General features: G+C 42.6%; 20 protein-coding genes. 6 read left to right on the top strand and 14 right to left on the bottom strand.

The window, feature by feature from the left end; genetic code table 11:
* From AAEY75_RS12485 to AAEY75_RS12475, 3 genes are all read right to left on the bottom strand, one after another.
* Positions 1–2,255 (bottom strand): ESPR-type extended signal peptide-containing protein (locus AAEY75_RS12485; protein ID WP_352259720.1); only part of this gene is annotated, 2,255 nt, incomplete at its 3' end.
* Positions 2,256–2,789: 534 nt separating this feature from the next.
* Complete coding sequence (gene pssA, locus AAEY75_RS12480; protein ID WP_227680941.1) at positions 2,790–3,707, bottom strand: CDP-diacylglycerol--serine O-phosphatidyltransferase; 918 nt, start codon at positions 3,705–3,707, stop codon at positions 2,790–2,792.
* 42 nt (positions 3,708–3,749) lie between these two features.
* A complete protein-coding gene (locus tag AAEY75_RS12475; protein ID WP_110923987.1) occupies positions 3,750–4,625 on the bottom strand; it encodes a 23S rRNA (adenine(2030)-N(6))-methyltransferase RlmJ in 876 nt (291 codons plus the stop codon).
* A gap of 141 nt (positions 4,626–4,766) precedes the next feature.
* On the opposite strand from AAEY75_RS12475, the gene AAEY75_RS12470 reads away from it, so the two are divergent.
* Together AAEY75_RS12470 and dapE are read left to right on the top strand one after the other, a co-directional pair.
* Positions 4,767–5,522, top strand: a complete 756-nt coding sequence (locus tag AAEY75_RS12470) for a 2OG-Fe(II) oxygenase (protein WP_201548707.1) — start codon at positions 4,767–4,769, stop codon at positions 5,520–5,522.
* A 126-nt stretch (positions 5,523–5,648) separates the two neighbouring features.
* Positions 5,649–6,866: a succinyl-diaminopimelate desuccinylase gene (gene dapE, locus AAEY75_RS12465; protein ID WP_352259718.1), complete on the top strand. Its 1,218-nt coding sequence runs from the start codon at positions 5,649–5,651 to the stop codon at positions 6,864–6,866.
* A gap of 89 nt (positions 6,867–6,955) precedes the next feature.
* On the opposite strand, the gene AAEY75_RS12460 is transcribed toward dapE, so the two are convergent.
* From AAEY75_RS12460 to AAEY75_RS12435, 6 genes are all read right to left on the bottom strand, one after another.
* On the bottom strand, positions 6,956–7,456 hold the full coding sequence (locus tag AAEY75_RS12460; protein WP_110923984.1) for a GyrI-like domain-containing protein: 501 nt from the start codon (positions 7,454–7,456) through the stop codon (positions 6,956–6,958).
* 95 nt (positions 7,457–7,551) lie between these two features.
* Positions 7,552–7,761, bottom strand: coding sequence for a Fe-S cluster assembly protein IscX (iscX, locus tag AAEY75_RS12455; RefSeq protein ID WP_010196865.1), 210 nt, complete (start codon positions 7,759–7,761; stop codon positions 7,552–7,554).
* A 136-nt stretch (positions 7,762–7,897) separates the two neighbouring features.
* Positions 7,898–8,434: an acyl-CoA thioesterase gene (locus tag AAEY75_RS12450; RefSeq protein WP_197217832.1), complete on the bottom strand. Its 537-nt coding sequence runs from the start codon at positions 8,432–8,434 to the stop codon at positions 7,898–7,900.
* Positions 8,435–8,579: 145 nt separating this feature from the next.
* Positions 8,580–9,980, bottom strand: coding sequence for an NAD(P)(+) transhydrogenase (Re/Si-specific) subunit beta (locus AAEY75_RS12445; protein ID WP_502944406.1), 1,401 nt, complete (start codon positions 9,978–9,980; stop codon positions 8,580–8,582).
* Complete coding sequence (locus AAEY75_RS12440; protein ID WP_352259723.1) at positions 9,977–10,315, bottom strand: proton-translocating transhydrogenase family protein; 339 nt, start codon at positions 10,313–10,315, stop codon at positions 9,977–9,979. The genes AAEY75_RS12445 and AAEY75_RS12440 overlap by 4 nt, the downstream gene beginning before the upstream one ends.
* A 142-nt stretch (positions 10,316–10,457) precedes the next feature.
* On the bottom strand, positions 10,458–11,624 hold the full coding sequence (locus tag AAEY75_RS12435; protein WP_352259717.1) for an NAD(P) transhydrogenase subunit alpha: 1,167 nt from the start codon (positions 11,622–11,624) through the stop codon (positions 10,458–10,460).
* A 620-nt stretch (positions 11,625–12,244) separates the two neighbouring features.
* On the opposite strand from AAEY75_RS12435, the gene yaaA reads away from it, so the two are divergent.
* Positions 12,245–13,051, top strand: a complete 807-nt coding sequence (gene yaaA, locus AAEY75_RS12430; RefSeq protein ID WP_352259716.1) for a peroxide stress protein YaaA — start codon at positions 12,245–12,247, stop codon at positions 13,049–13,051.
* Positions 13,052–13,198: 147 nt separating this feature from the next.
* Here the strand turns inward: yaaA and AAEY75_RS12425 are convergent, their stop codons facing one another.
* From AAEY75_RS12425 to AAEY75_RS12415, 3 genes are all read right to left on the bottom strand, one after another.
* Entirely contained in the window at positions 13,199–13,711 is a 513-nt protein-coding gene (locus AAEY75_RS12425) for a hypothetical protein (RefSeq protein WP_352259715.1), read from the bottom strand.
* Between the two features lie 389 nt (positions 13,712–14,100).
* Positions 14,101–15,750 (bottom strand): chaperonin GroEL, encoded by a 1,650-nt coding sequence (groL, locus tag AAEY75_RS12420; RefSeq protein ID WP_110923978.1) that lies wholly within the window; start codon positions 15,748–15,750, stop codon positions 14,101–14,103.
* Between the two features lie 109 nt (positions 15,751–15,859).
* On the bottom strand, positions 15,860–16,150 hold the full coding sequence (locus tag AAEY75_RS12415) for a co-chaperone GroES (RefSeq protein ID WP_010196840.1): 291 nt from the start codon (positions 16,148–16,150) through the stop codon (positions 15,860–15,862).
* 416 nt (positions 16,151–16,566) lie between these two features.
* On the opposite strand from AAEY75_RS12415, the gene AAEY75_RS12410 reads away from it, so the two are divergent.
* Positions 16,567–17,322: a DUF3108 domain-containing protein gene (locus AAEY75_RS12410; protein ID WP_197217838.1), complete on the top strand. Its 756-nt coding sequence runs from the start codon at positions 16,567–16,569 to the stop codon at positions 17,320–17,322.
* Positions 17,323–17,474: 152 nt separating this feature from the next.
* Here the strand turns inward: AAEY75_RS12410 and AAEY75_RS12405 are convergent, their stop codons facing one another.
* A complete protein-coding gene (locus AAEY75_RS12405) occupies positions 17,475–17,960 on the bottom strand; it encodes a hypothetical protein (protein ID WP_197217840.1) in 486 nt (161 codons plus the stop codon).
* A gap of 91 nt (positions 17,961–18,051) precedes the next feature.
* The gene (wrbA, locus tag AAEY75_RS12400; protein WP_197217841.1) at positions 18,052–18,669 is read right to left on the bottom strand and encodes an NAD(P)H:quinone oxidoreductase; all 618 of its coding nucleotides are present in this window, start codon (positions 18,667–18,669) and stop codon (positions 18,052–18,054) included.
* A gap of 246 nt (positions 18,670–18,915) precedes the next feature.
* Between wrbA and AAEY75_RS12395 the strand changes: the two genes are divergently transcribed.
* Together AAEY75_RS12395 and AAEY75_RS12390 are read left to right on the top strand one after the other, a co-directional pair.
* A complete protein-coding gene (locus tag AAEY75_RS12395) occupies positions 18,916–20,457 on the top strand; it encodes a YihY/virulence factor BrkB family protein (RefSeq protein WP_197217843.1) in 1,542 nt (513 codons plus the stop codon).
* Between the two features lie 278 nt (positions 20,458–20,735).
* Positions 20,736–22,355, top strand: coding sequence for a DUF2254 domain-containing protein (locus AAEY75_RS12390; protein ID WP_197217845.1), 1,620 nt, complete (start codon positions 20,736–20,738; stop codon positions 22,353–22,355).
* Positions 22,356–22,478: the final 123 nt, after the last annotated feature.

The raw sequence follows: 22,478 nt of genomic DNA, 5'->3' as shown, positions 1-22,478 counted from the left end.
TGAGCACCATCAATGCCGTCTTTACCATTTGTACCATCAGCACCGTTTAAACCATCTATTCCGTTCTGACCTGCTGGGCCTTGAGCACCGACAGCACCATCTTGGCCGTTAATGCCATCCGTACCATTCTGACCGTCAATACCATTTGTTCCATTGATACCATCAGATCCTGCTGGACCCTGCGGACCAACCTCTCCTTTATCACCTTTAGGTCCAGGTGTTAGCTCAATCGTATTTATCTGTGTTTGTAAATCCGTTAACTTTCCGTCAACTGCGGTGAGCGCTGCACCTACATTGTTGTAGTCTGCATTGCTTATTCTATATGTGGGGGCTTGAAATACACCAGTACTGTTCACTTGCGCGCCCCCACCTAAAGCGGTTGCTACATTACTGAAATAAGAAATACCTGTTGTTTCTAATCTTTTTAATTGAGCAATATTAACTGCATCAGTATCAGATGTACCGGCCGCTACGCCTGTAATTTGACGGGTCTGCCAGTTGGCAGGATCAGCATCAGAGGTATCACCCACACTCACTGCCGCTAGCGTTGATTGCCATACTGGTGTGGTTCTGGTGTCCGCACCAAAGCCTGCTACGCCTGCATCAACTGTTGTGGTGCTCTGTGCGCCTAGAGCAATGCTGTTACGAATATCAGCCGTTGACCCTGTACCCATCGCTAGGCTGTCACGACCGCTTGCAACTGATGAGTTACCGATAGCGGTCGCGCGGATGCCGCTCGCGGTCGCGCCTGTGCCTAGAGCTTCATAGTTACTCACTGCAAACTCAAAGATCTGACCGCCATTTCCATCGTCTTTAAAGCGTCGATTGTAAGCGTCTGTCTGTATAGGCGTGGTCGCAGCGGTAAAATCAGCTTGCACCACTGCATCTACTACTGGAACTTGTGTAGAAGTACTGCCACTACCAACGGCAGTCGCGCCTGATTCTGAAGCTGTGTTACGAATACCCATCGCTGAGCTATTAAAACCTGAGGCTGTGTTACGGCTACCCATCGCTGAACTATCAATACCTGAGGCTTCATTTGCAAAACCCACTGCTGAGCTGGTAACTCCTGAGGCTCTGTTAAAATTACCTATCGCTGAACTGGTAAGTCCTAAGGCTGTATTACCACTACCCATCGCTGAGCTACCATTACCTGAGGATTCATTGTTAAAACCCACTGCCGAGCTGAAACCTCCTAAGGCTTCGTTGCCATAACCCAACGCTGAGCTGAAACTTCCTGAGGCTATGTTGCTACGACCCACTGCTGAGCTGTCATCACCCGAAGCAGTATTATCGCTACCTAGTGCTGAGCTACGGTCACCAGTTGCCTCATTGCTATAGCCCACCGCTGAACTATACAGCTTTGAGGCTGTGTTTAGACTACCTACCGCTGTACTACGTTCGTTGGCGGTTGAGTTGTCGCTACCTATTGCCAAGCTATAATCCCCTGCAGAGGTATTAATATAACCTACTGCTGAGCTAAAACGACCAGAAGCTACGTTCCTATGCCCTGCTCCCAAAGCCATTTGCCCATCTACTATATTGCTAGACCCTACCGCCGTACTATAAGTATTATCTACTTGGTTCAGTATGCCTAATGCGGAACTTCCTAGCTTATCAGCCCTATTTTGCGATCCTATAGCAGAACTGGCATTACCTAAAGCACTATTACCAGAACCTATCGAAGAGCTGCCTTCACCCGAGGCAATATTAGTGTTGCCTACCGCTGAGCTATATAGACTTGACGCTTCATTTTTATGGCCAATCGCTGAACTAGAAGAACCTGAAGCGGTATTGACATAACCTATTGCTGTTGAATTAGTATTCAAAGCTCTATTTTGAGAACCTACTGCTGAGCTAGAAAAATCTGAAGCGGTATTGACGTAACCTATTGCTGTTGAATTAGTATTCAAAGCTTGATTTCGAAAACCTACTGCTGAGCTGGATTCATTTTGCGCTTGGTTTTCAAATCCGCAAGCTATAGATGTATTTTGTGAAGCGATATTTCCACCTGGTCCATTGAATTGCGTTAAGCACACATCTGCCTGAGCAGTCATCGCTGTTAATCCTAACACTGAGCCAATTGCAGTGGCAATGGCATGTCGACGTAGTGATGCGCCTGTTTGGCTAGCTGGCACAGTACCAATTTGACCTGATGTGTTGCTAGACTTTCCACCCGACTTGCTGATTTCACTAACGGCTGTATAGCAACCCGTAGAACGATTAAAAACAACGCGGTAAACATGGTTTAACATGAGAATATCCTGTGTGTATAAAGTTGCTATCGAAGCGACCATATGATGGCTATAACAAATAGAGCAACAGTTGCACTGTCGATCAAAAATATAAACGTTAATTTGAATGAATAATTACCTGTAGAATTTGATATCCGTATCGTTTGATAAGTGATAAATCAAGCACTAGATTGACTTGCTCTTGACTTAAGCTACCTACTAAATCCGTTCTTCTGATTCTAAAAAATAATTTTATATGCAATACAGACATAAAAAGAAACGTTATAAGTACATTCTGGAATATTATGTTAAATTTGTAAAGTTCTTGTTTTTAATTTGTAACAGATGAACATATACTTTAAGGAATATATTGAAATGTTTGAATTAAAAGGTAAAAACAACTATTTGATAGCACGCATAAAAAAGCCGCTTATTAGAAAATAAGCGGCTCTCATTACATGTATTGAATAATTAGTCTAACGTGACTACTTTGATTTAGCTCCAGCCTGAAAACGACTAGTAATGGTATAAAGTAACATAAGACAGATATCTGTTTTAAATTTTAAATTTTATTTTGACCGTAGTAACAATACCAGACAACGCATAGATAATACCAATCGCTAAAAGGCCGACAGGGATATCATAGAGTATGATACTCATGACCAGCACACCGATGATAAGAACAACGAAAGGCACTTTCTTCTTATCAAATTCTTTGAAGCTATAGTACTTGACGTTACTGACCATTAGTAGACCACAAGTTACGACCCAAGCGGCAAACAAGAACATGACAGCTGTATCGTACTGACCAATCCACTCATTATGATCGACTGCGACCATGACAGCAGACGTCACTAAGATAGCGGCAAGTGGACTTGCTAGGCCAACAAAGTATTTTTTATCGACAATGCCAACCTGCACATTGAAACGTGCGAGGCGAAAAGCGGCACAAGCAGTAAAGACGAATGCACAGCCAATCCCGATACGACCTAACGGCTCTAAAGCAAAGCTATAAATCAAAATAGCAGGTGCAACACCAAACGCTAGCATATCTGCCAAAGAATCGTATTGCTCACCGAATGGGCTCTGTGCATTGAGCATACGTGCCACGCGCCCATCAGCCCCATCAAGAATAGCGGACAAAAATATAGCCAATGAGGCTTTATAAAACTCGCCTTGTGTACTGGCCAAAATTGAATAAAAGCCTGACAGTAGCGACAAAGTTGTAATTAAGTTGGGCGCTAAATACACACCGCGACTGACCACTCGCTGACCTTCTGTTACTTCAGCTTCAATCACTTCAAAGGTCAAACCGTCATAACTGTCATTTTCCGCTAGGCGGATATTGAACTCATGCTCATCGATAAATGGTGGCTGAGTTGCTGCACTGTCTTGTAGCAATCCATCATTTAGAGCCGTATCCTTTGAGGAAACGTGGTTTGATTGACCTGTAGATGATGGTGTATTGGTCATCTTAATATCCTTATTTGCCGACATTGCTACTCATTGAACCAGTTATTCACCGACTAACCAGCGCACATTGGTCGCGCTATCAGGTGTTAAGTCTGGCGCATCAGCTACTTTTAAAGCAGGCTGCAAGAAACGCACAATCTCACGCGCATGATTGTCAAACTGCCAAGGTGGATTGATAACCAGCAGACCTGTACCGTTAAGGCCAACCGCAACATCGTTTGGATAAATATTCAACTCACACACCAACTGACGGCGCATTTCAGTACGTTTCAGCTTTTTATAGAACAGTTCTACAGCTTCGACGTTCTTAATAGGGAACCAAAGCGCATAAGTGCCTTGTGGCCACTTATTATAAGAGTTAACCAACAAATTGATAAGGCGTGTAAAGTCTTTATGCTCTTGCTCATAAGGAGGATCAAGAAAAATTAGACCACGCTTCTCTTTTGGCGGAATAACTGCAGTGATACCTTCAAAGGCATCACGGTGATGGATACCGATTGGCAATTTATGTAGCTGATAGTTCAACGCATCATATTCGCTGGCTTTGGCTTCAAAAGCCTCGCCACGTACGCCCGCTTCCGGGTTTTTTTCGACATGATGGGCAATCCACCAAGGAGAACCAGGATAGACTTTACTGTCATAAGTGAATCTGGCTTGCTTGATGCCTTCCATATAGTCTTTGACAGCAGCAGGTGCCTTTTCAGTATCGGCATTCAATAAGGCTTGGATACCACCTTTGGCCTCTCCAGTCTTGCGTGCTTCTTCACTGCTCAGTGAATACAGTCCGCGACCGCCATAAGCGTCAAGCACATAAAAAGGTTTGTTTTTTTGCCCTAGTTGATTGAGCAATTGTACCAATAAAATGTGTTTGACCACATCAGCAAAGTTACCAGCGTGGTAGGCGTGTTTATAGTTCATAATCTCAAAAGTTTAAATAAGAAAAATTGCATCTATGGTAGCATAGGCAGAGTAAAAGATAATGTGGTTTTGGTAAGTGCTTTCAATAAAAACGCATTGAATGACGGTATATCGACAGCTGATCGACAATAATGAGATGAAATGACGCAGATTATTAGCAACCTGAACGTAACAGAGTTGATAGCCGATCAGCCAATAGGTCCGGATAATCCACCATTACTGTTTCCAGACGGTCATAGTGACGTCCCAGATATCCCAACCCAACATGTATTGCAAGCCTCTGATTTTGCTGTGAGCTGGGAAGACAAGCTGACTGAAGTACAGCTTGATAAGTTCGTCAACGATGGTTGGATTATTATCGATGATGTCTTTAATAGTACCGCGTTGCTAGCCTTGCAAGCAGAAAGCGGTTTTATTGAATATCGTGATGCACAGCTCACTGCTGGTATTCGGGTAAGCGATATTCGCGGTGATAAAATACGCTGGATCACCGAAAATTTCTTTGCAGGCTTTTTTTACTTAGAAAGTATCAACACTCTTGCTGCCTTATTCAATCGTAGCTTGTTCGCGGGTATTCGCCATAGTGAAGCGCATTATGCCTGCTATCCGGTAGGTTTTGGCTATCAATGGCACAGTGACAACCCTGCTGGGCGTGACGAACGTGTTATTTCGGCCGTGTTTTATCTGAATGATGAGTGGACTGCTGGTGATGGTGGTGCATTAGAAGTTGTCGATAAACATGGCGTTCATCATAATGTGATGCCTGTTGCCAATAGACTGGTGATATTTGACAGCGACTTACGACATCAGGTACAGCTTGCTCATCGTCAGCGTTATTCTATCGCTACTTGGATGCGCCGAGATGGCTTGGTACCGTTCGTTGAAGAAAATAATTAAATCGTCACTTATTCATAAACAATATAATGTGATTTGAGTCGTAAGCCACTATAAAAACAAACAAGTAGTCCACTACTTTCGCAATATCAATCTTAAAAGTTAACTTTACATATAAAAGGTTCATCCATGTCTGACAGCAATCACCAAACTACCAATAATCAATCAGCAAGCCACCAACAAGAAACCTTAGAGTTAAGCATCGAACTGCTAGAACGCCCTTCAGTGACGCCCGATGATGATGGCTGCCAAGATATATTGTCAGAGCGATTGGAACAGGCGGGCTTTAACTGTGAGTTTATGTATTATGGTGATAGACAGGCAAAGGGCGAACACGCTGAAGTCAAAAACTTGTGGGCGCGTCGCGGCACGACTGATCCAGTCATTTGCTTTGCCGGTCATACTGATGTCGTGCCAACTGGTGATGCTAAAAACTGGACTTATCCGCCATTTACCCCGACCATTGCTGATGGGTATCTATGGGCGCGCGGTGCGGCTGATATGAAAACAGGTATTGCGGCTTTTACTGTCGCAGCCGAACGTTTTGTCGCCAATCACCCTGAACACAATGGTTCGATTGCTTTTTTAATCACCTCAGATGAAGAAGGCCCATCAATCAACGGCACAGTAAAAGTCATTGAAACCTTAGAAGCGCGTCAAGAAAAAATCACCTATTGCTTGGTTGGTGAACCATCAAGTACCGATACGCTAGGCGATATCATTAAAAATGGTCGTCGTGGCTCATTGGGTGCCGTGCTCACAGTGACTGGTAAACAAGGTCATGTCGCCTATCCGCATCTAGCATGCAATCCTATTCATGCTGCAATGTCAGCATTGGCTGAATTGACCTCGACTGCATGGGACAATGGCAATGACTATTTCCCAGCGACATCACTGCAAATCTCAAATATCAATGGTGGCACGGGCGCAACCAATGTCATTCCTGAAACGTTAGAAGTAGTGTTTAACTTCCGCTTTTCAACGGAAACCACTGAAGATGAGCTGAAGGCTAAAACGCATGCTATCTTTGACAAATACTTTGCCGATAGCAAGGCGAACTACGATATTCATTGGAAGTTATCTGGTCAGCCGTTTTTGACCCCTGAAGGTAAATTGGTTTCTGCCTGTCAAAAAGCAATCAAAAAGGTAACTGATACTGATACCACGCTATCTACTTCAGGCGGTACCTCTGATGGACGCTTTATCGCACCAACAGGTGCGCAAGTCGTTGAGCTAGGTGTGCGTAATGCGACAATTCATCAGGTTGACGAAAAGGTAGAAGTCGATGACTTGGGTAGATTGGCACAGATTTATGAAGGGATTTTAGAGAACTTGCTGCTAGACTAATTATTCATTGAAGAAAGCAAAAAAAGCGCTAAATCTTAATTAGATTTGGCGCTTTTTTATTATTTTTACTGATTTATTCAATACTAATTTTACTCGATACCGATATAGACATCAACTTGACCATACTCTAGATTGCCATCAATATAATGCTCAAAATCGACATCAAAAGTTCGGGTATGCTCACAGTTGCGATCATTAAAATAAGTCCAAGCTTTTTCCCAAGCGTTCATCACAGTGTAAGGCATTCTACCCTCTTCAGAGAATACCATGTACTTCCCTGCAGGAATATCTACTGTTACTAGGTTTGTAGATTTAGCAGTCTTTTCATTGTCTGATGGCTCCTGCTCACTGACTACTTTCCAACTGGCAACCACATCAAAAGCGCCGACCAAATCATCGCTCTCATAGTTATGATAGACACCATAAATATCTTCACCTTTAGGCAGATCACTGGCATGGTTTTGGTAAAACTTCTGCCATAAACGACCCAGTTTGGCAGTTTCTTCGCTAATCTCAGCGTTGTTGGTAGTACGAACGCTAATGCCACTGCAAGCTATCGCTTCTGGTAGCTCTTTAATTTGTGAAGTCATGATGCGGTATATCCTGTATATTTGTACGGTTTTTTATGTGAGATAGTATTGAAATGAGCGAGTATTAAAAAAGCCATTAACGTTGCAAAGTAACTCTAATCTGCTTCATCGATCCAATTCATCTGAATGGCTTCTAAAATGCCCTCATTTGATTTTTGTGGATCATCATCAAAGCCTTCAAGTTCAGTCACCCAACGATGCAAATCGGTAAAGCGTATATATTGTGGATCGGTCTCTGGAAACTTTTCATACAACTCAATAGCGATATCTAAGCTGTCTGTCCATTTTAATTTTTGCGGGATCATAGCGGCTCCTTATCTTTTAAACGATTTTGGTAAAATGATTTCGATAAAATAATTTTGACAATTTGATAGGTGCTATTTTACCAAAATTCATCAGATGATTATAGACAAGTTAATTTTATATGGTAGCTTATGCTATCTACGCCGACTTGGCAGACTTCAAAGCAGCTTGGTTACTATTCCATGTGGTAATAGTATCGGTCAAATGCTCTCCCACCATATCCAATACTTCTGGTGTACACTTGCCTTTTTTATCTGTAAAGATAAACTTGGTCATACCCATACTCATCAGCTGATTTTTCACAAAGAAACGATGCTCAAAATATACGTATTTCTGATCCCATCCTGCAACCTTGCTGCTAAGCGTCACTTTATCCAAAAACTTGATTGGTTTCAGATAAACCATCTCTTGCATGGACATCACCCAATTCAGTTTCTTAATGCCTTTTTCATGACAGCATGCCATTACCCAGCGAGTGACATTTAATTCAATAAAAGACAGATAGCGGTAGTTAGGCAAGTGGTCACGAAACCCCATGTCATGCGGCAATACTCGATAGTTACGGACAGTCGGTGCGGTCAACGTCTCTATACTAATGCGCTCGCTCATTGATTGCTGTTTTAGTTGTTGTTTTAGCAAGCTAACCATAATAAAAAAACGGATCAACATATTCATAAGTAACTCCCTTAACTCTTATTTTGTATAGATATCGATGTCATATAAATGCTGCCTACTTTAACGCAAAAAAAGCCACCTCAGTGACTTTCTTTACTTAAAAATTTATAGGCAAAAGCTAATAGTTAAATACATATTTTAATGATTAGTGACCTGCGCCATTGATACTGCGAACCATCTCTTCGACCATTTTCTTGGCATCACCAAAGATCATCATGGTTTTGTCCATATAGAACAGACTGTTATCAAGCCCTGCATAACCCGTGTTCATTGAACGCTTGATGACCATAATCGTTTGCGCTTTGGTCACTTCTAGAATCGGCATACCAAAGATTGGTGAGGTTGGATCATCTTTCGCAGATGGGTTCACAACGTCATTTGCACCGATAACCAAGACAACATCCGTACTTGCGAAGTCTGAGTTAATCTCATCCATCTCTAAAATATCATCATAAGGTACATCGGCTTCAGCCAATAGTACGTTCATATGACCTGGCATACGACCCGCGACCGGATGAATGGCAAAACGCACATTCACACCTTCTTCTTTTAGCAGCTCGTACAACTCTTTGACTGCATTCTGTGCACGGCCCTGTGCCATACCATAGCCTGGCACGATAACCACACTACTGGCATTGGCCATTAAGAAACCAGCATCTTCTGCCGAACCAGCTTTGTAGTTCTTAGGAGCACCATCATCAGCGCCCGCTGCTACAGCGCCTGTACCCATACCGCCAAATAAGACGTTGAGTAATGAGCGGTTCATGGCTTTACACATGATGTAGGACAAGATCGCACCTGACGAACCAACGAGCGACCCTGCGATAATCAGCATTGAGTTGCCCAGAGTGAAACCAATGCCTGCTGCTGCCCAACCAGAGAATGAGTTCAATAGTGAGACTACTACTGGCATATCACCGCCGCCGATTGGGGCAATCCACATCCAACCAAAGATAACGGCAATCACAGCCATCGCATAAAATGCGGGTAATGAGTCAGTAACGAAATAGACGCCACCGAAACCAATCATCGCAATGAACAATAGCGCTTGGACAGGCTTTACCCAGCCGCCGACCAATGTTTTAGCCCAGCTTTTTGCTGCCAATTTACCAAAGGCAAAGACGGATGCTGAGAACGTAATCGCACCGATGAAACAACCAATAAACAGCTCAACTCGGGCAATGGCGCCATGCTGTTGTTCAGTGTGCAATACGGTTGCCAATGCAATCGCAACTGCTGCCAAACCGACGAATGAATGCATTAAGGCAACGGTTTCGGGCATTTGGGTCATCGCAACCGTCTTTGCCTTCCACATACCAACGAGAGCACCTAAGATCATCGCGCCAATAATTAACCAAAGGACAGGGCCTTCTGCTAAGAAGAATGTCGTGACGACAGCAATCGCCATCGCTACCATACCAAAGCGGTTACCACGAATAGCGGTCTTTGGGCTAGACAAACCACGTAAGGTTAAAACAAAAAGAATCGCGCCGACTAGGTAGAACCAATCCGCATTTGCCGCAATCATTGCTGAGAAATCATTCATGCCTCACCTCCAACATCAGTGTTTGCTACTGGTGCTTTTTTTACTTTTGGTTTAAACATCGCAAGCATACGCTCGGTCACGGCAAAGCCACCAAAGATATTGATACTGGCTAAAAATACGGCAAAAGCGCCAAGTATACTGGTCGGTGTAAATATAGAACCATCAATGGTGACGGTCTGTAGCATGGCACCAACGATGACGATACTTGATAGTGCGTTGGTGACGGCCATCAATGGCGTGTGCAATGCAGGCGTAACGCCCCAAACCACGTAGTATCCGACAAAAATAGCGAGTACAAATACGGTAAAAATCGCGACAAATGGCGTACTGGCCATTGCGGCACCGGCGGGTGCTGACGCTAAAATAGTGGCAATCATCTAATCCTCCTAAAATTTATTCATGTCTGGCAAATGTATGGTGACAACGTTAATGGTGACAATGTTGTAGTGACAGGCTGTAAAAACTTAGACCGTCAAACTAGCGTTTGGCCAGTCGTACTTGATTGTCATGTGTCACTGCCAGTGCGCCCTGAATCTCGTCTTCCATGTCTACGTTAAGTGCCAATTTAGCTGATGCGTCACTTCCTGAAGCGTCATCGCCAGCAGGCGCAATTAGGGTCGTGATAAAGTTAACCAGGTTATTGGCATACAAATCTGAAGACTGGGCTGCAAGCATCGATGGAATATTAGCAGCACCGACAACACGTACGCCATTGTCCGTGGTGATGGTTTGGTCAGGCACACTGCCCTCGACGTTACCACCGGTACCAGCTGCCATATCGATCAATACGGAACCCGCCTTCATTTTAGCAAGGGTTGCACCATGCACCAGACGCGGAGCATTACGACCAGGAATCTGCGCCGTGGTAATAACGATATCAGCGTTGCTCAAGGCTTTGTCTACGACAGCTGCTTGATCTTTGACATACTGCTCTGATGGCGTCCAAGCATAGCCACCAGTAGACTTGGCGGTCTCAGCTTCCTCTGCACTCATCGGCACATCAAGCCATTTACCACCGAGTGACTCCACTTGCTCGCGAGCCGTCGGACGTAAGTCACTGGCTTCAACGACAGCGCCCAGACGCTTGGCAGTTGCAATGGCTTGCAGACCTGCCACACCGACACCTAAGATGACGACTTTAGCTGGCTTAACGGTACCGGCTGAGGTCATAAACATAGGGAAAGGACGTGAGTATTCATTGGCTGCTAGCAACACTGCTTTATAACCCGCAAGGTTGGCTTGTGATGACAGAACATCCATATTTTGTGCGCGTGATAATGTGCGGGGCAATAATTCCATCGCAAAGACTGTCGCACCTTTAGCCGCATAACTATCAAGCTGAGTGTTACGATAAGGATCAAGCATGCCAATGACAATCTGACCAGATGACAAGTCATCAATGGCTGCTGCTGGTAAGTCATTGACGGTGGTAATAATCTGAGACTGAGTAATGACCTCGGTGCTACTACTGGCAATGTCGGCACCAGCAGCTTGATACAACTCATCAGCGTAGTACGCTGCTTGACCTGCATTTGACTGAATGACAACTTCAAACCCAAGTTTACGCAATTTTTTTACTGCGTCTGGGGTTATGGCTACACGGCTCTCGCTCGCGCTATCTGCACTGATTACACCGATTTTCATACCGTCTCCTTACTTACGTCTAATGACTATACTTATAGTGACTATAATTATGTCTCACGACTACTTTTAATACCCTCAACGCACATCTAAAAAGCACAGGGGACAAAAAAACCTTTGGTTTTGATTGGTTTAATGTTACGACCAAAGGTTTATCAATTTAATAAATGATAGCGAATTTGCCATCATGCCCTTTTATTATAGGTATATCGTCCACCAACTTTCATTGTTTAATGATGACCCATAAGTAAATAAAAAGTTAATTATTTGTACCATCTATATAACTTTTATTGTTATATTAAAAAAATTTACTTTTTTAACACTCTTAATGCTTTGCAAAAAATAACCTTGTATCACTAGGCCACCCCCACATCACAGACCATTGCCTGAATAGACAAACAGCATCAAACAGCTGATATGTCCCTCGATATTATCTGTGCTGTTTCTCTTGTTTTGATGGTTATATTTGAACTGAAGGTAAGCTCTAACAGTCACAATTGATATATTTTAGAATCGTGTGCAAAAGCAACGAGCCGGTTAAGTTCAAGCGATAGGTATCGTATAATAGGTAAGCTTGACGCGGTAATTGAATCGTCAATGACTCACTATAATAAGGAATAACGATGTATTTTTTACTCTCCCCTGCCAAATCTTTGAACGAAACAGACGCTATACCGTTAAATCTAGGTAACTACTATAGTCAACCTGAGCTAATTGAACACTCACAAGTATTGATGCAAGTACTGAAGTCTAAAGAACCGATTGACTTGCAAGAGCTGATGAGTATTTCTAATGATTTGGCACAGCTTAATGCAACGCGTAATCAGCAGTGGCACTGGAGTAAAGAACAACCATTCACTGATAATACTGATGCGGCAAAACCTGCTGGTTACCTATTCGATGGTGACGTTTATACTGGTCTTGATATGTATCACATGGATAAAGACACGACTATCTATGTCAATGAGCACTTAGGCATTTTGTCAGGGCTTTATGGTGTGTTAAAACCTTTAGATTTAATCCAGCCATATCGCTTAGAGATGGGTACCAAACTGAAAAATGAGCGCGGTAATAACTTATATGAGTTTTGGGGTGAGGAAGTGACTGAGGTTATCAATGCACGAATGGCTGATAGCGACGATAAAACATTGATTAATCTGGCTTCTAATGAATATTTTAAGGCGATAAAAAAGAAAGCACTGAAAGCTGACATTATCACACCACGATTTGAAGATGAGAAAAATGGGCAATATAAAGTGATTAGCTTTTATGCCAAAAAAGCACGTGGACTGATGGTGAAGTATGCGGCAGATAATAAGCTGACCAATGCTGAGCAGCTAAAGCAGTTTGATTTGGCGGGATATTACTACTGTGAAGCCGATTCTGATGATAAGACGTGGACGTTTAGACGGGATGCAGTGAGTCAGTAAATTTAATTTTATTATTAGTTGAAAAATACCAAACGATTATAAGAAAACCCCGATAAGCTAAGCCTATCGGGGTTTTTCTATATGGGTTCGAACTAGAGGTTTATCTATATAGATAATTTGGGCTTATGAAAGAAGTTCTTTATTTAACTATTTTTTTGAGCAAGTAAATATTACGCCCTCAGTATCCTCTTTTAAAGTCATACTTGATTGTGACAAAGATATAATTGTGGAAGATCCACTTATATTTTTTGGGAACATATCAGTCATGTTGAATGACTGATCCATGTATGGATGACTTATATTAGTCAACTTAATATCTTCTAATATTTCAACTAATGTTTTATTATTTATCTCCCAAGTGCCTGTACCGAAATAATCATATTCAAGCGTAATGTTTTCTATAGGATAATCTATTATCATCGTACCAAATGTATTGCTTCGTTTATTAGTGAAATACGAAGCGCTTCCTTTCATAGTAACAGTTGCATCTTCAACTTCCATCTCGACAGAGTCGCAGTTCCAAGTACCAACTAACTTAGAGCCATACATCTGATCAATACTCGCGAGATCGTTCATCTTATTACTTTGAGCAATACTTGAACTATATGGAACGAAAATGATACTAAGTGAAACAAGGGCTGTGAATAATACTTTCTTCATTAATTTTCCAAAAATATAAATAAGATTACAATCTCATGTGTAAGTTTAACGACTATTTTGTTTCTACATTATGACTATTAATTTTAGGAGTTTCAAATTAATGATCAACATTTATCTCTTAACCCTAAGAAACCCAGATAAGTTCAGCCTATCGGGGTTTTTCTATGTGACGCTCACTATCCTATTAAACTAGATACAAAAAAGCCCTGCTATCTTGCGATAACAGAGCTTTCAGTCGTTCAAACGCTTTCACAAAAATACTTATAACTGCAATGAAAAGCGCTTTATGGATTGACTAAAGCAGTACGACTAGGCGACCAAGTAAAGATTGTACTAATAGTACATCGAGCGAGGTTAACAACGTCGTACAAATTTAGTCGAGGCATAAATTACATCATACCGCCCATTCCACCCATACCGCCCATTCCACCGCCAGCACCCATGCCAGCCATACCGTCATCACCTTGCGGTAAATCAGTAATCATCACTTCAGTGGTAAGCATTAGGCCTGCAACAGATGCAGCGTTTTCTAGTGCTGAACGTGCTACTTTAGCTGGGTCAAGAATACCCATCTCGATCATATCGCCGTATTCACCAGAAGCAGCATTGTAACCATAGTTACCACTACCGCTTTTCACTTCGTTTACCACAACTGATGCTTCTTCACCTGCGTTAGTTACGATTTGACGTAGTGGTGCTTCCATCGCACGACGTAAGATATTGATACCAGCGTTTTGGTCATCGTTATCGCCTGTTAGTTCAGACAATGCGTTCATTGCACGTACTAGCGCAACACCACCACCAGGTACAACACCTTCTTCAACCGCTGCACGAGTCGCATGTAGCGCATCGTCCACACGATCTTTCTTCTCTTTCATTTCAGTTTCGGTCGCTGCGCCGACTTTGATAACTGCTACGCCGCCAGCTAGTTTTGCAACACGCTCTTGTAGCTTTTCTTTATCGTAGTCAGAAGTAGACTCTTCGATTTGACGGTTGATAGACTCAACGCGGTTTTCGATATCAGCTTTGTTACCAGCACCATCGACGATTACTGTGTTTTCTTTACCAACAGTCACTTTCTTAGCAGTACCCAGTTGCTCTAGAGTAGCAGTCTCTAAGCTCAGACCAATCTCTTCAGAGATAACTGTACCGCCAGTTAGCGTCGCGATGTCTTCTAACATTGCTTTACGACGATCACCGAAACCAGGTGCTTTAACCGCACAAGTTTTCAAGCCGCCACGCATGTTATTTACAACTAAAGTCGCTAGCGCTTCGTTTTCTACATCTTCAGCGATGATAAGCAATGGTTTGCTTTGCTGCATTACTTGCTCAAGTAATGGCACGATTTCGCGGATATTGCTGATTTTTTTATCAACTAGCAAGATATATGGGTTTTCAAACTCAGCCGTCAAGCTGTCTTGCTTGTTCGCGAAGTACGGGCTGATATAACCACGATCAAACTGCATACCTTCTACAACTTCTAAGGTATCTTCGAAGCTTGAACCTTCTTCAACTGTAATAACGCCTTGCTTACCGACTTTTTGCATCGCTTGCGAAATCAACTCACCGATTTTGGTGTCTGAGTTAGCAGAGATAGAGCCGACTTGTGCAATGGCTTTTTCGTCGTCAGCTGGTGTAGATAACAAATGGATTTGCTCAACAGCAGCACGTACCGCTTTATCGATACCGCGTTTAAGATCCATTGGGTTCATGCCAGCAGCCACTGACTTCATGCCTTCTTGTAGGATTGACTGAGCCAATACCGTCGCAGTGGTCGTACCATCACCAGCAACATCATTAGTACGGCTAGCAACTTCACGTACTAGCTGTGCGCCCATGTTTTCAAACTTGTTTTCTAGTTCGATTTCTTTGGCAACGGATACACCATCTTTAGTGATGGTAGGTGCGCCAAATGATTTATCGATAACAACGTTACGACCTTTAGGGCCTAGCGTAACTTTTACTGCGTTTGCTAGAACGTTTACGCCGTCCATCATTTGTTTACGGGCATCAATGCCGAATTTTACGTCTTTTGCCATGTTAAATTACTCCACTATTATAAGTATGAGAATACGGTTGAATGATTCGATAGTATGGTTATAAATGCGCTTCGCTAACACTGACTTAGCCAATAGGCCTCGTGAGCAATTAGCCTTCTAGCACACCCAATACATCAGATTCTTTCATAATAAGCAGCTCTTCGCCGTCAACTTTTACCGTTTGACCAGCATATTGACCGAACAAAACTTTGTCGCCAGCTTTTACGTCTAACGCGCGAGTTTCGCCGTTGTCACGAATCTGACCGTTACCAGTAGCTAATACTTCACCTTGTGAAGGTTTTTCTTGAGCTGAACCAGGAAGCAAGATGCCACCAGCCGTTTTTGTTTCTTCTTCTATGCGGCGGACGACAATACGGTCATGTAAAGGACGAATGTTCATCGATATGACTCCAAAAGTTGATTATTAAAATTAAGGGTTTATTTGAATTAATAGTCTCAATGCCAGTATCTACAAGGACTACTACTCAAAAGCAATATTCTGAAGATAAGCATTAAGCTTGTATCAAAAAGTGGGGGCAAGGTGTGTTCGCTTCAAGTGTAAAGCCTAAAATTTTACAAGAATTATCTCGGGGAGCCGCTTACTGCTGTCGTGATTTCACATCGTTATGCTAATCACCTATTATTTATTCTTATATGGAGCATTTTTGTAGCAACATTGACTACAAGAGCAACACACCATAGACAGCAAACACTCTTGAAAATGTAACCAAGTATGACCATTATAGTGCTTGTAAATACAATAATAGTGTTAGATAGAATCTGATATACCAACACTATATTACTTAAGGAACATCTATGATTTTTTCATCATCGAATAAAAATTCTAATAATACAAAGCGTAGTAAGTCAAAAATTTTGACCGCCTTAACATCAGGCGCCAGTATTGCTGCTATCGGAGCATTAAGTATGACTGCACCTACCATCGCTAGTGCAAAGACCATCCAACCATCGAGCGCCAGCTATAGCTTTACGGTCGAAGACAAGTACAAAGGCACCGCTACTCGTACCTTAAACAAGTCAGGTGATACTTGGAAGTACAATGTCAATGCACGAGTTGCAGGTGTCGCTAGCGCCTCGCAGAATAGTACCTTTACCATCAACGGTAACAATGTCACGCCAACACAAGCCAGCACAACTTATAAGCTCCTAGGCGTAGGCCGTACACACAAACTGGATTTTAATCCAAGTAGTAAAAAAGTTGTGAGCAACTATCGAGGCAAATCAACGACAATGAACATGTCGCAACAAGCCTTTGATGACTTAAGCCTCGAAGTACAGATTCGTCAGGATTTATTGAACGGTAAATTCTCTGGCAACTACTACATGGCGAAGAAAGACAAAATCGAAAAGACCCCATTTAAGAAATCTGGCAACACCAAAATAACTGTACCAGCAGGCACCTTTGATACAGTACGTGTCGACCGTGTCCATGATGACGATAGCCGTTCTACCAGCTTTTGGTTAGCACCAAGCTTAGATTACCTACCAGTTAAGGTGAGTCAGATTAATGATGGCAAAAAAATGGATTTAGAATTGACCAAGGTGAACTAAACTATTTATTGAACCACTGAAAAAATATTAAAAAAAGCGGCGCTCTAATGTAGAGCGCCGCTTTTTTTGGTTTTATACTGATAGCTGACAAACATTACTTATTGAGAGTTACCTACCAAGCATTTGGTAAGTTAAGCGTCAGACAACTTAGATCACTGGCGAGGTTTCTTAACGACATTATTCATCGAAGGCAGACGTTTGAGCAAAATAAACAACCAAACATTAATAAGCAGCAACAGTAAAAAGTCCAGTAGGTAGACGACTATTTCCGCCCCACTACTGCCATAAACCCGCGTAAACAACACCACGCCACTCGCACCTAAATACACAAGTATAAACATACTACTAATTAACAACGCATAAGGCGAGCGTCCACGCAGTATTGATGGTGTCAGAATAAAGGCGGGTACCAACCACAACATTTGCCATGCGACACCGCCGACGATATCAGGGCTACTTGGATTGAATACGTTAATAAAGATAGGCAGTCCAAGCAATCTATAGACGAGCCAAATCAACCACGTAACCAGCAAACGCTGACGGATAGGCGCAATAGGTTTACTTGCTTTGGCAGGCTTACCAGTTTTCTTTACTGGTGGTGCAGCATTCATCTCACTATCGGAGCGGTTTGTAGCCATTAGATATATTTACTTCCTCATTAATAGCGTGAACAACGTTGTTGCATTTTAGGCTCAATGATTATTGTAGGCTCAACGATACAAAGGCCGCTTAGCGACTCCAGTTAGCTTGAGCCAATGCTGTCGCACTGATAGCCAAACGGCGACCTTGAGCGATGCCTAGCTCACGCTCATCAGGTGAGATAGGCTGATCATGTGATGCCCCACTGACATGGCTAGCACCATAAGGTGAGCCGCCACGTTGGGTGCGATTTAACGCAGGCTCCGCATAAGGCACACCAACGATAATCATACCGTGATGCATCAATGGCAACATCATCGTCAGCAACGTCGTCTCTTGACCACCATGCATCGAACCCGTTACCGTAAATACGGAGGCAGGTTTGTTTTGCAAATTACCTGCCAGCCATAATGTCACTGTATTGTCCCAAAAGTATTTCATGGGTGCGGCCATATTACCAAAGTGCGTTGGGCTACCAAGCGCCAGACCGCTGCAGTTTTTGAGATCTTCCATGGTGCAATACAGATCACCCTCATCAGGTATCGCAGGCTTGCTCGATGTCGTCTCAGGAGCAACCGTTGGTACCGTACGAATACGTGCTGTCATGCCAGCGTCTTCGATGCCTTGCGCGATAGCGTATGCCAATGTCTTGGTTGTACCATGATTAGAATAATAGAGTACCAATACATAAGGGGCAGTCTGACTCATTAGCAACACTTCCTTAAATCATTCACGTGGTTAATGATAGCAATATGTAGCCAACAGCTGACACTATCAATATATGTGCACATTATGCCCGAGTCATTCACTGACATGCAAACAACCTAGCTGTGCATTATCGTCAGAACACTCTATCGCGTTGACTACTGTGCATTTTGACACAATTAAAGGACAGATGATAACCGCCTATGTTTGTTACACTATTGTCACTCTAATACCTGCTAGATGGTCGATATGGAAAAGTTAGCAAAGAAAATCCCGTTTTTACACCAGCGCTGGTTTCAGTTTTTACGATTTTTGGTTCGGCATTTTTTTGAAGACAACTGCCAGCAAAAATCAGCCTCGCTGACCTATACGACCATGCTATCGATCGTACCCATGCTGACCGTACTCTTGATGATTTTGTCTTCAGTACCAGCACTTTCATCGGTCAGAGCACAAATATATGAAGTCATTTATAACAACTTACTACCTCAATCTAGCATGCAGGTTAGTGAGTACATCAACAACTTCGCTGAAAAATCATCCAACCTGACCATTATTGGTGCGATGGTGCTGTTTTTTACAACGATTATGACATTGACGACCATTGAGCGAGCTTTTAACCAAATATGGCGGGTAGAGAATCGGTCCGGTGGCATCAAAAGCATGCTGCGCTATTGGACGATGGTGACCTTAGGGCCATTAGTGTTGGGCACAGCTTTTATCGCCTCAAGTGCGATACAAAGCATTAGTTTTTTAAATCAGCAAGTCGCTGGTTACGGTATTGATTGGTCTATCTGGATACAAGCCGTCACGATTGGCATCACTGTCTCAGGCTTCATCGGTATGTACTGGTTCATTCCAAAAGCACGCGTGCCGGCCAAAAATGCGGCCATCGCTGGCATATTCGTGGCCATCGTCTTTGAGATGATGAAGCATCTTTTTGGTACCGTGATGGCAAACTTTACCAGTTATGAAGCTATTTACGGAGCCTTTGCTGCCTTACCAATATTTTTGCTATGGATTTATTTGTCGTGGAATTTAATTCTACTGGGCGTTGAAATTAGCTATACCCTGACCATCTTTGGGACAGAAGAGGTGGAGCCACGCCATCCGTTACTGAGCTTGTTAGACATGCTCAACTTAGTATATACACACCATTTAAAAGGTGAGGCCGTCAGCGAACAAGCGCTTCGCAACATGCTAGGACGCAAAGAGCTGCCGAAATGGTATACCTATATTAACTATTTACAAGACAGCAACCTCATCACTATGACTGAAGATGACGACTATGTACTCAAAAGAGATTTGAGCAAGATGACATTATGGGATTTTTACCGCACCCTACCTTACCCATTACCCATCAAAGATGAATTCGATGAGGTAAGAATAGAAGAGCAAACGCCCTGGATTAGGCTACTGATAGAGCGTTTTGAACATACTGAAGCTTATGCTAAACAACAACTAAATCTACCGTTAAGCGCTATATTTACCAATACGGAACCACGTAAAAAGGCCGCTTCTGATAAAAAAGGTAGCCATAAAAATAATGATGCCCATTTATTTAGAAAGACCTCAGCATCGACGATGAAACCATTGGCAAAGGATGACTCAAATAAACAAAATACACCGCACTTTGAGCCCATGTCGTATGACAAAGACAGTGATATAGAATGGGATGACCGTAATAATGAAATCATCATTCCCCAAGATATAAACGACGATAAGGAACAAACTCAGACCAATAATAAGGGCGATATTATTACTGAAGCGGACAATCCCAAAGTGAGCTAACCAAAATAAAAAGAACTAGGGCGTGTCCTCATTTTAAAAATGGCGATAAAAATGAGATAAATTGCCGTCAAACGAGGAAAATAGTGCAGATAATATCGAGATATTGACCAACTATTTGACGATGTTTGGCAAAATTTAGCTATTTTTAGCCCATTTAGAGAACACTCGTTTGAATTGAGGACACGCCCTAATATGACAGTCAAAGCCCTGTCGTATATTTATGAATAAGCTATGACACTATAAGTTTAATATAATGATTTTTGGATACCTCAAAGCTGATGACAGTGAATAAAGATGACAAAAAAAGCTTATGGATACGTACACTTGACATAAGCCAAAACAAGCTAAAACAGTTTGCCCAGTTATGGTCATTGCAAACCCTCACTGACCTGCCCGATCGTCTTCGAAACTTATGGCAACAGCTGATTGGCTCTTACTGGTTTATCCCAACGGCTTGCGTCATCGTGGGTATACTACTTGCGCCTTTATTAGTGACGATTGATCAGCACTTTGACCGTGCAACAGTCAGAGATATTACCTTTGCCTTTACGGGTGATGATGATGCGGCGCGCGCTATTATGACAGCGATAGCAGGGGCTGTATTAGGGGTCGCTGGCACGACCTTTTCAATTACGATTGCCGTATTGTCGATGGCCTCATCACAATTTGGGCCACGATTGTTACGCAATTTTCTGACAGACACACCCAATCAATTGGTATTAGGTGCATTCATTGGTACCTTTAGTTATAGCTTGTTGGTACTCAAGTCTATCCATAAATACGACGTCGCTTTCGGTGTACCACAGCTGGCTGTAACCTTTGCCATTATCATGGCCATTGTCTGCGCACTATTGCTCGTTTACTTCGTACAGCATATGGTACATGCCATCCAAGCATCGCATGTCATTCAGAATGCAAGCAACGATGCCATTCATAATATTCACTATTGGTATGGCAGTCATTGTGACATCCAACATCAACGTGATATCGAGCATCATGATGTCGAACAGTTTCACAAATGGCCATCAATGCCCATCTATCCACCACGCTCAGGTTATATCCAACAGATTTACCTTGAGTCGCTGATTACTCTGACACAAGATTATGGTGGCGTGATACAGATTCATGTCAATCTGGGTGATTATGTGACTGATAAAAACGTCATTGGCTATTTTTACCAGCGTCCAACAGAGCATCCAAACAACCGACAGAAAACATCAACATCGCAGTTGGCCGTTGTACCACGTGCACCTGATGGTGTTTTTTGGCAACGCTTTGCAAGCTGTATCCGTATCGAACAGCGATTGGTGCACTCTAATGATATTGCTTATAGCTTAGGACAAATGACTGAAATCGCTGTGCGCGCATTGTCTCCTGGTATCAATGACCCAAAAACAGCGGTCAACTGCGTACAATCACTGACGAGCTGCTTGAGTATTATGATGCGCTGTCAACCACCCAGCCCTTATCACTTTTATGTACCGGCACCAAATGATGATGCATCAAATGCCGAAGTTAAGCAGCAACGACTGGCCATATTAGCCGTGGTCACTCATACGCCAAAAATTTCTGACTTTATTAATACATCGCTTGGCGAAATACGTCGTTATGCAGCCGCTGATTTGATGGTCTTAAAAGCACTGTGTCAGGCAATGGTCAATCTCAATTATGCGCAAGTCAATAGCGCACAGCAGCAGACACTATTGCATGAACTGACATTAATTGAGCGTGCAGGTGAAGAAAACCTAAACTATCAAGAATTGATCGATGATTTAATCGCCATGTCCAAGCAAGCCAAGCAATTTATTCTGAGTAATGATGCTCAGCATCGATATTTTGACTACGTGAGTGAGTTTGATGCTCATATCCGTAAAGCCCTGCAAACACAATCGAGATAATAATATCAAGACCCATAAATTGACATTCATCACTGGTGCCAAAGCAAGAATATAACTACAATCGAAACCATTTAATTCTTATTAGCTCTACGTTTAAGAATACTTTTCATCATTATTTGAGAC

The organism is Psychrobacter sp. TB55-MNA-CIBAN-0194 (assembly GCF_040309505.1).
Taxonomy (GTDB): Bacteria; Pseudomonadota; Gammaproteobacteria; order Pseudomonadales; family Moraxellaceae; genus Psychrobacter; species Psychrobacter fozii.
This window is presented reverse-complemented; position numbering and strand designations above follow the sequence as displayed.

Bases quoted from the DNA above. Each gene is read 5' to 3' on its own strand.
- pssA (WP_227680941.1), bottom strand. From the start codon at position 3,707: ATGACCAATACACCATCATCTACAGGTCAATCAAACCACGTTTCCTCA.
- AAEY75_RS12475 (WP_110923987.1), bottom strand. From the start codon at position 4,625: ATGAACTATAAACACGCCTACCACGCTGGTAACTTTGCTGATGTGGTC.
- AAEY75_RS12470 (WP_201548707.1), top strand. From the start codon at position 4,767: ATGACGCAGATTATTAGCAACCTGAACGTAACAGAGTTGATAGCCGAT.
- dapE (WP_352259718.1), top strand. From the start codon at position 5,649: ATGTCTGACAGCAATCACCAAACTACCAATAATCAATCAGCAAGCCAC.
- AAEY75_RS12460 (WP_110923984.1), bottom strand. From the start codon at position 7,456: ATGACTTCACAAATTAAAGAGCTACCAGAAGCGATAGCTTGCAGTGGC.
- iscX (WP_010196865.1), bottom strand. From the start codon at position 7,761: ATGATCCCGCAAAAATTAAAATGGACAGACAGCTTAGATATCGCTATT.
- AAEY75_RS12450 (WP_197217832.1), bottom strand. From the start codon at position 8,434: ATGAATATGTTGATCCGTTTTTTTATTATGGTTAGCTTGCTAAAACAA.
- AAEY75_RS12445 (WP_502944406.1), bottom strand. From the start codon at position 9,980: ATGAATGATTTCTCAGCAATGATTGCGGCAAATGCGGATTGGTTCTAC.
- AAEY75_RS12440 (WP_352259723.1), bottom strand. From the start codon at position 10,315: ATGGCCAGTACGCCATTTGTCGCGATTTTTACCGTATTTGTACTCGCT.
- AAEY75_RS12435 (WP_352259717.1), bottom strand. From the start codon at position 11,624: ATGAAAATCGGTGTAATCAGTGCAGATAGCGCGAGCGAGAGCCGTGTA.
- yaaA (WP_352259716.1), top strand. From the start codon at position 12,245: ATGTATTTTTTACTCTCCCCTGCCAAATCTTTGAACGAAACAGACGCT.
- AAEY75_RS12425 (WP_352259715.1), bottom strand. From the start codon at position 13,711: ATGAAGAAAGTATTATTCACAGCCCTTGTTTCACTTAGTATCATTTTC.
- groL (WP_110923978.1), bottom strand. From the start codon at position 15,750: ATGGCAAAAGACGTAAAATTCGGCATTGATGCCCGTAAACAAATGATG.
- AAEY75_RS12415 (WP_010196840.1), bottom strand. From the start codon at position 16,150: ATGAACATTCGTCCTTTACATGACCGTATTGTCGTCCGCCGCATAGAA.
- AAEY75_RS12410 (WP_197217838.1), top strand. From the start codon at position 16,567: ATGATTTTTTCATCATCGAATAAAAATTCTAATAATACAAAGCGTAGT.
- AAEY75_RS12405 (WP_197217840.1), bottom strand. From the start codon at position 17,960: ATGGCTACAAACCGCTCCGATAGTGAGATGAATGCTGCACCACCAGTA.
- wrbA (WP_197217841.1), bottom strand. From the start codon at position 18,669: ATGAGTCAGACTGCCCCTTATGTATTGGTACTCTATTATTCTAATCAT.
- AAEY75_RS12395 (WP_197217843.1), top strand. From the start codon at position 18,916: ATGGAAAAGTTAGCAAAGAAAATCCCGTTTTTACACCAGCGCTGGTTT.
- AAEY75_RS12390 (WP_197217845.1), top strand. From the start codon at position 20,736: ATGACAGTGAATAAAGATGACAAAAAAAGCTTATGGATACGTACACTT.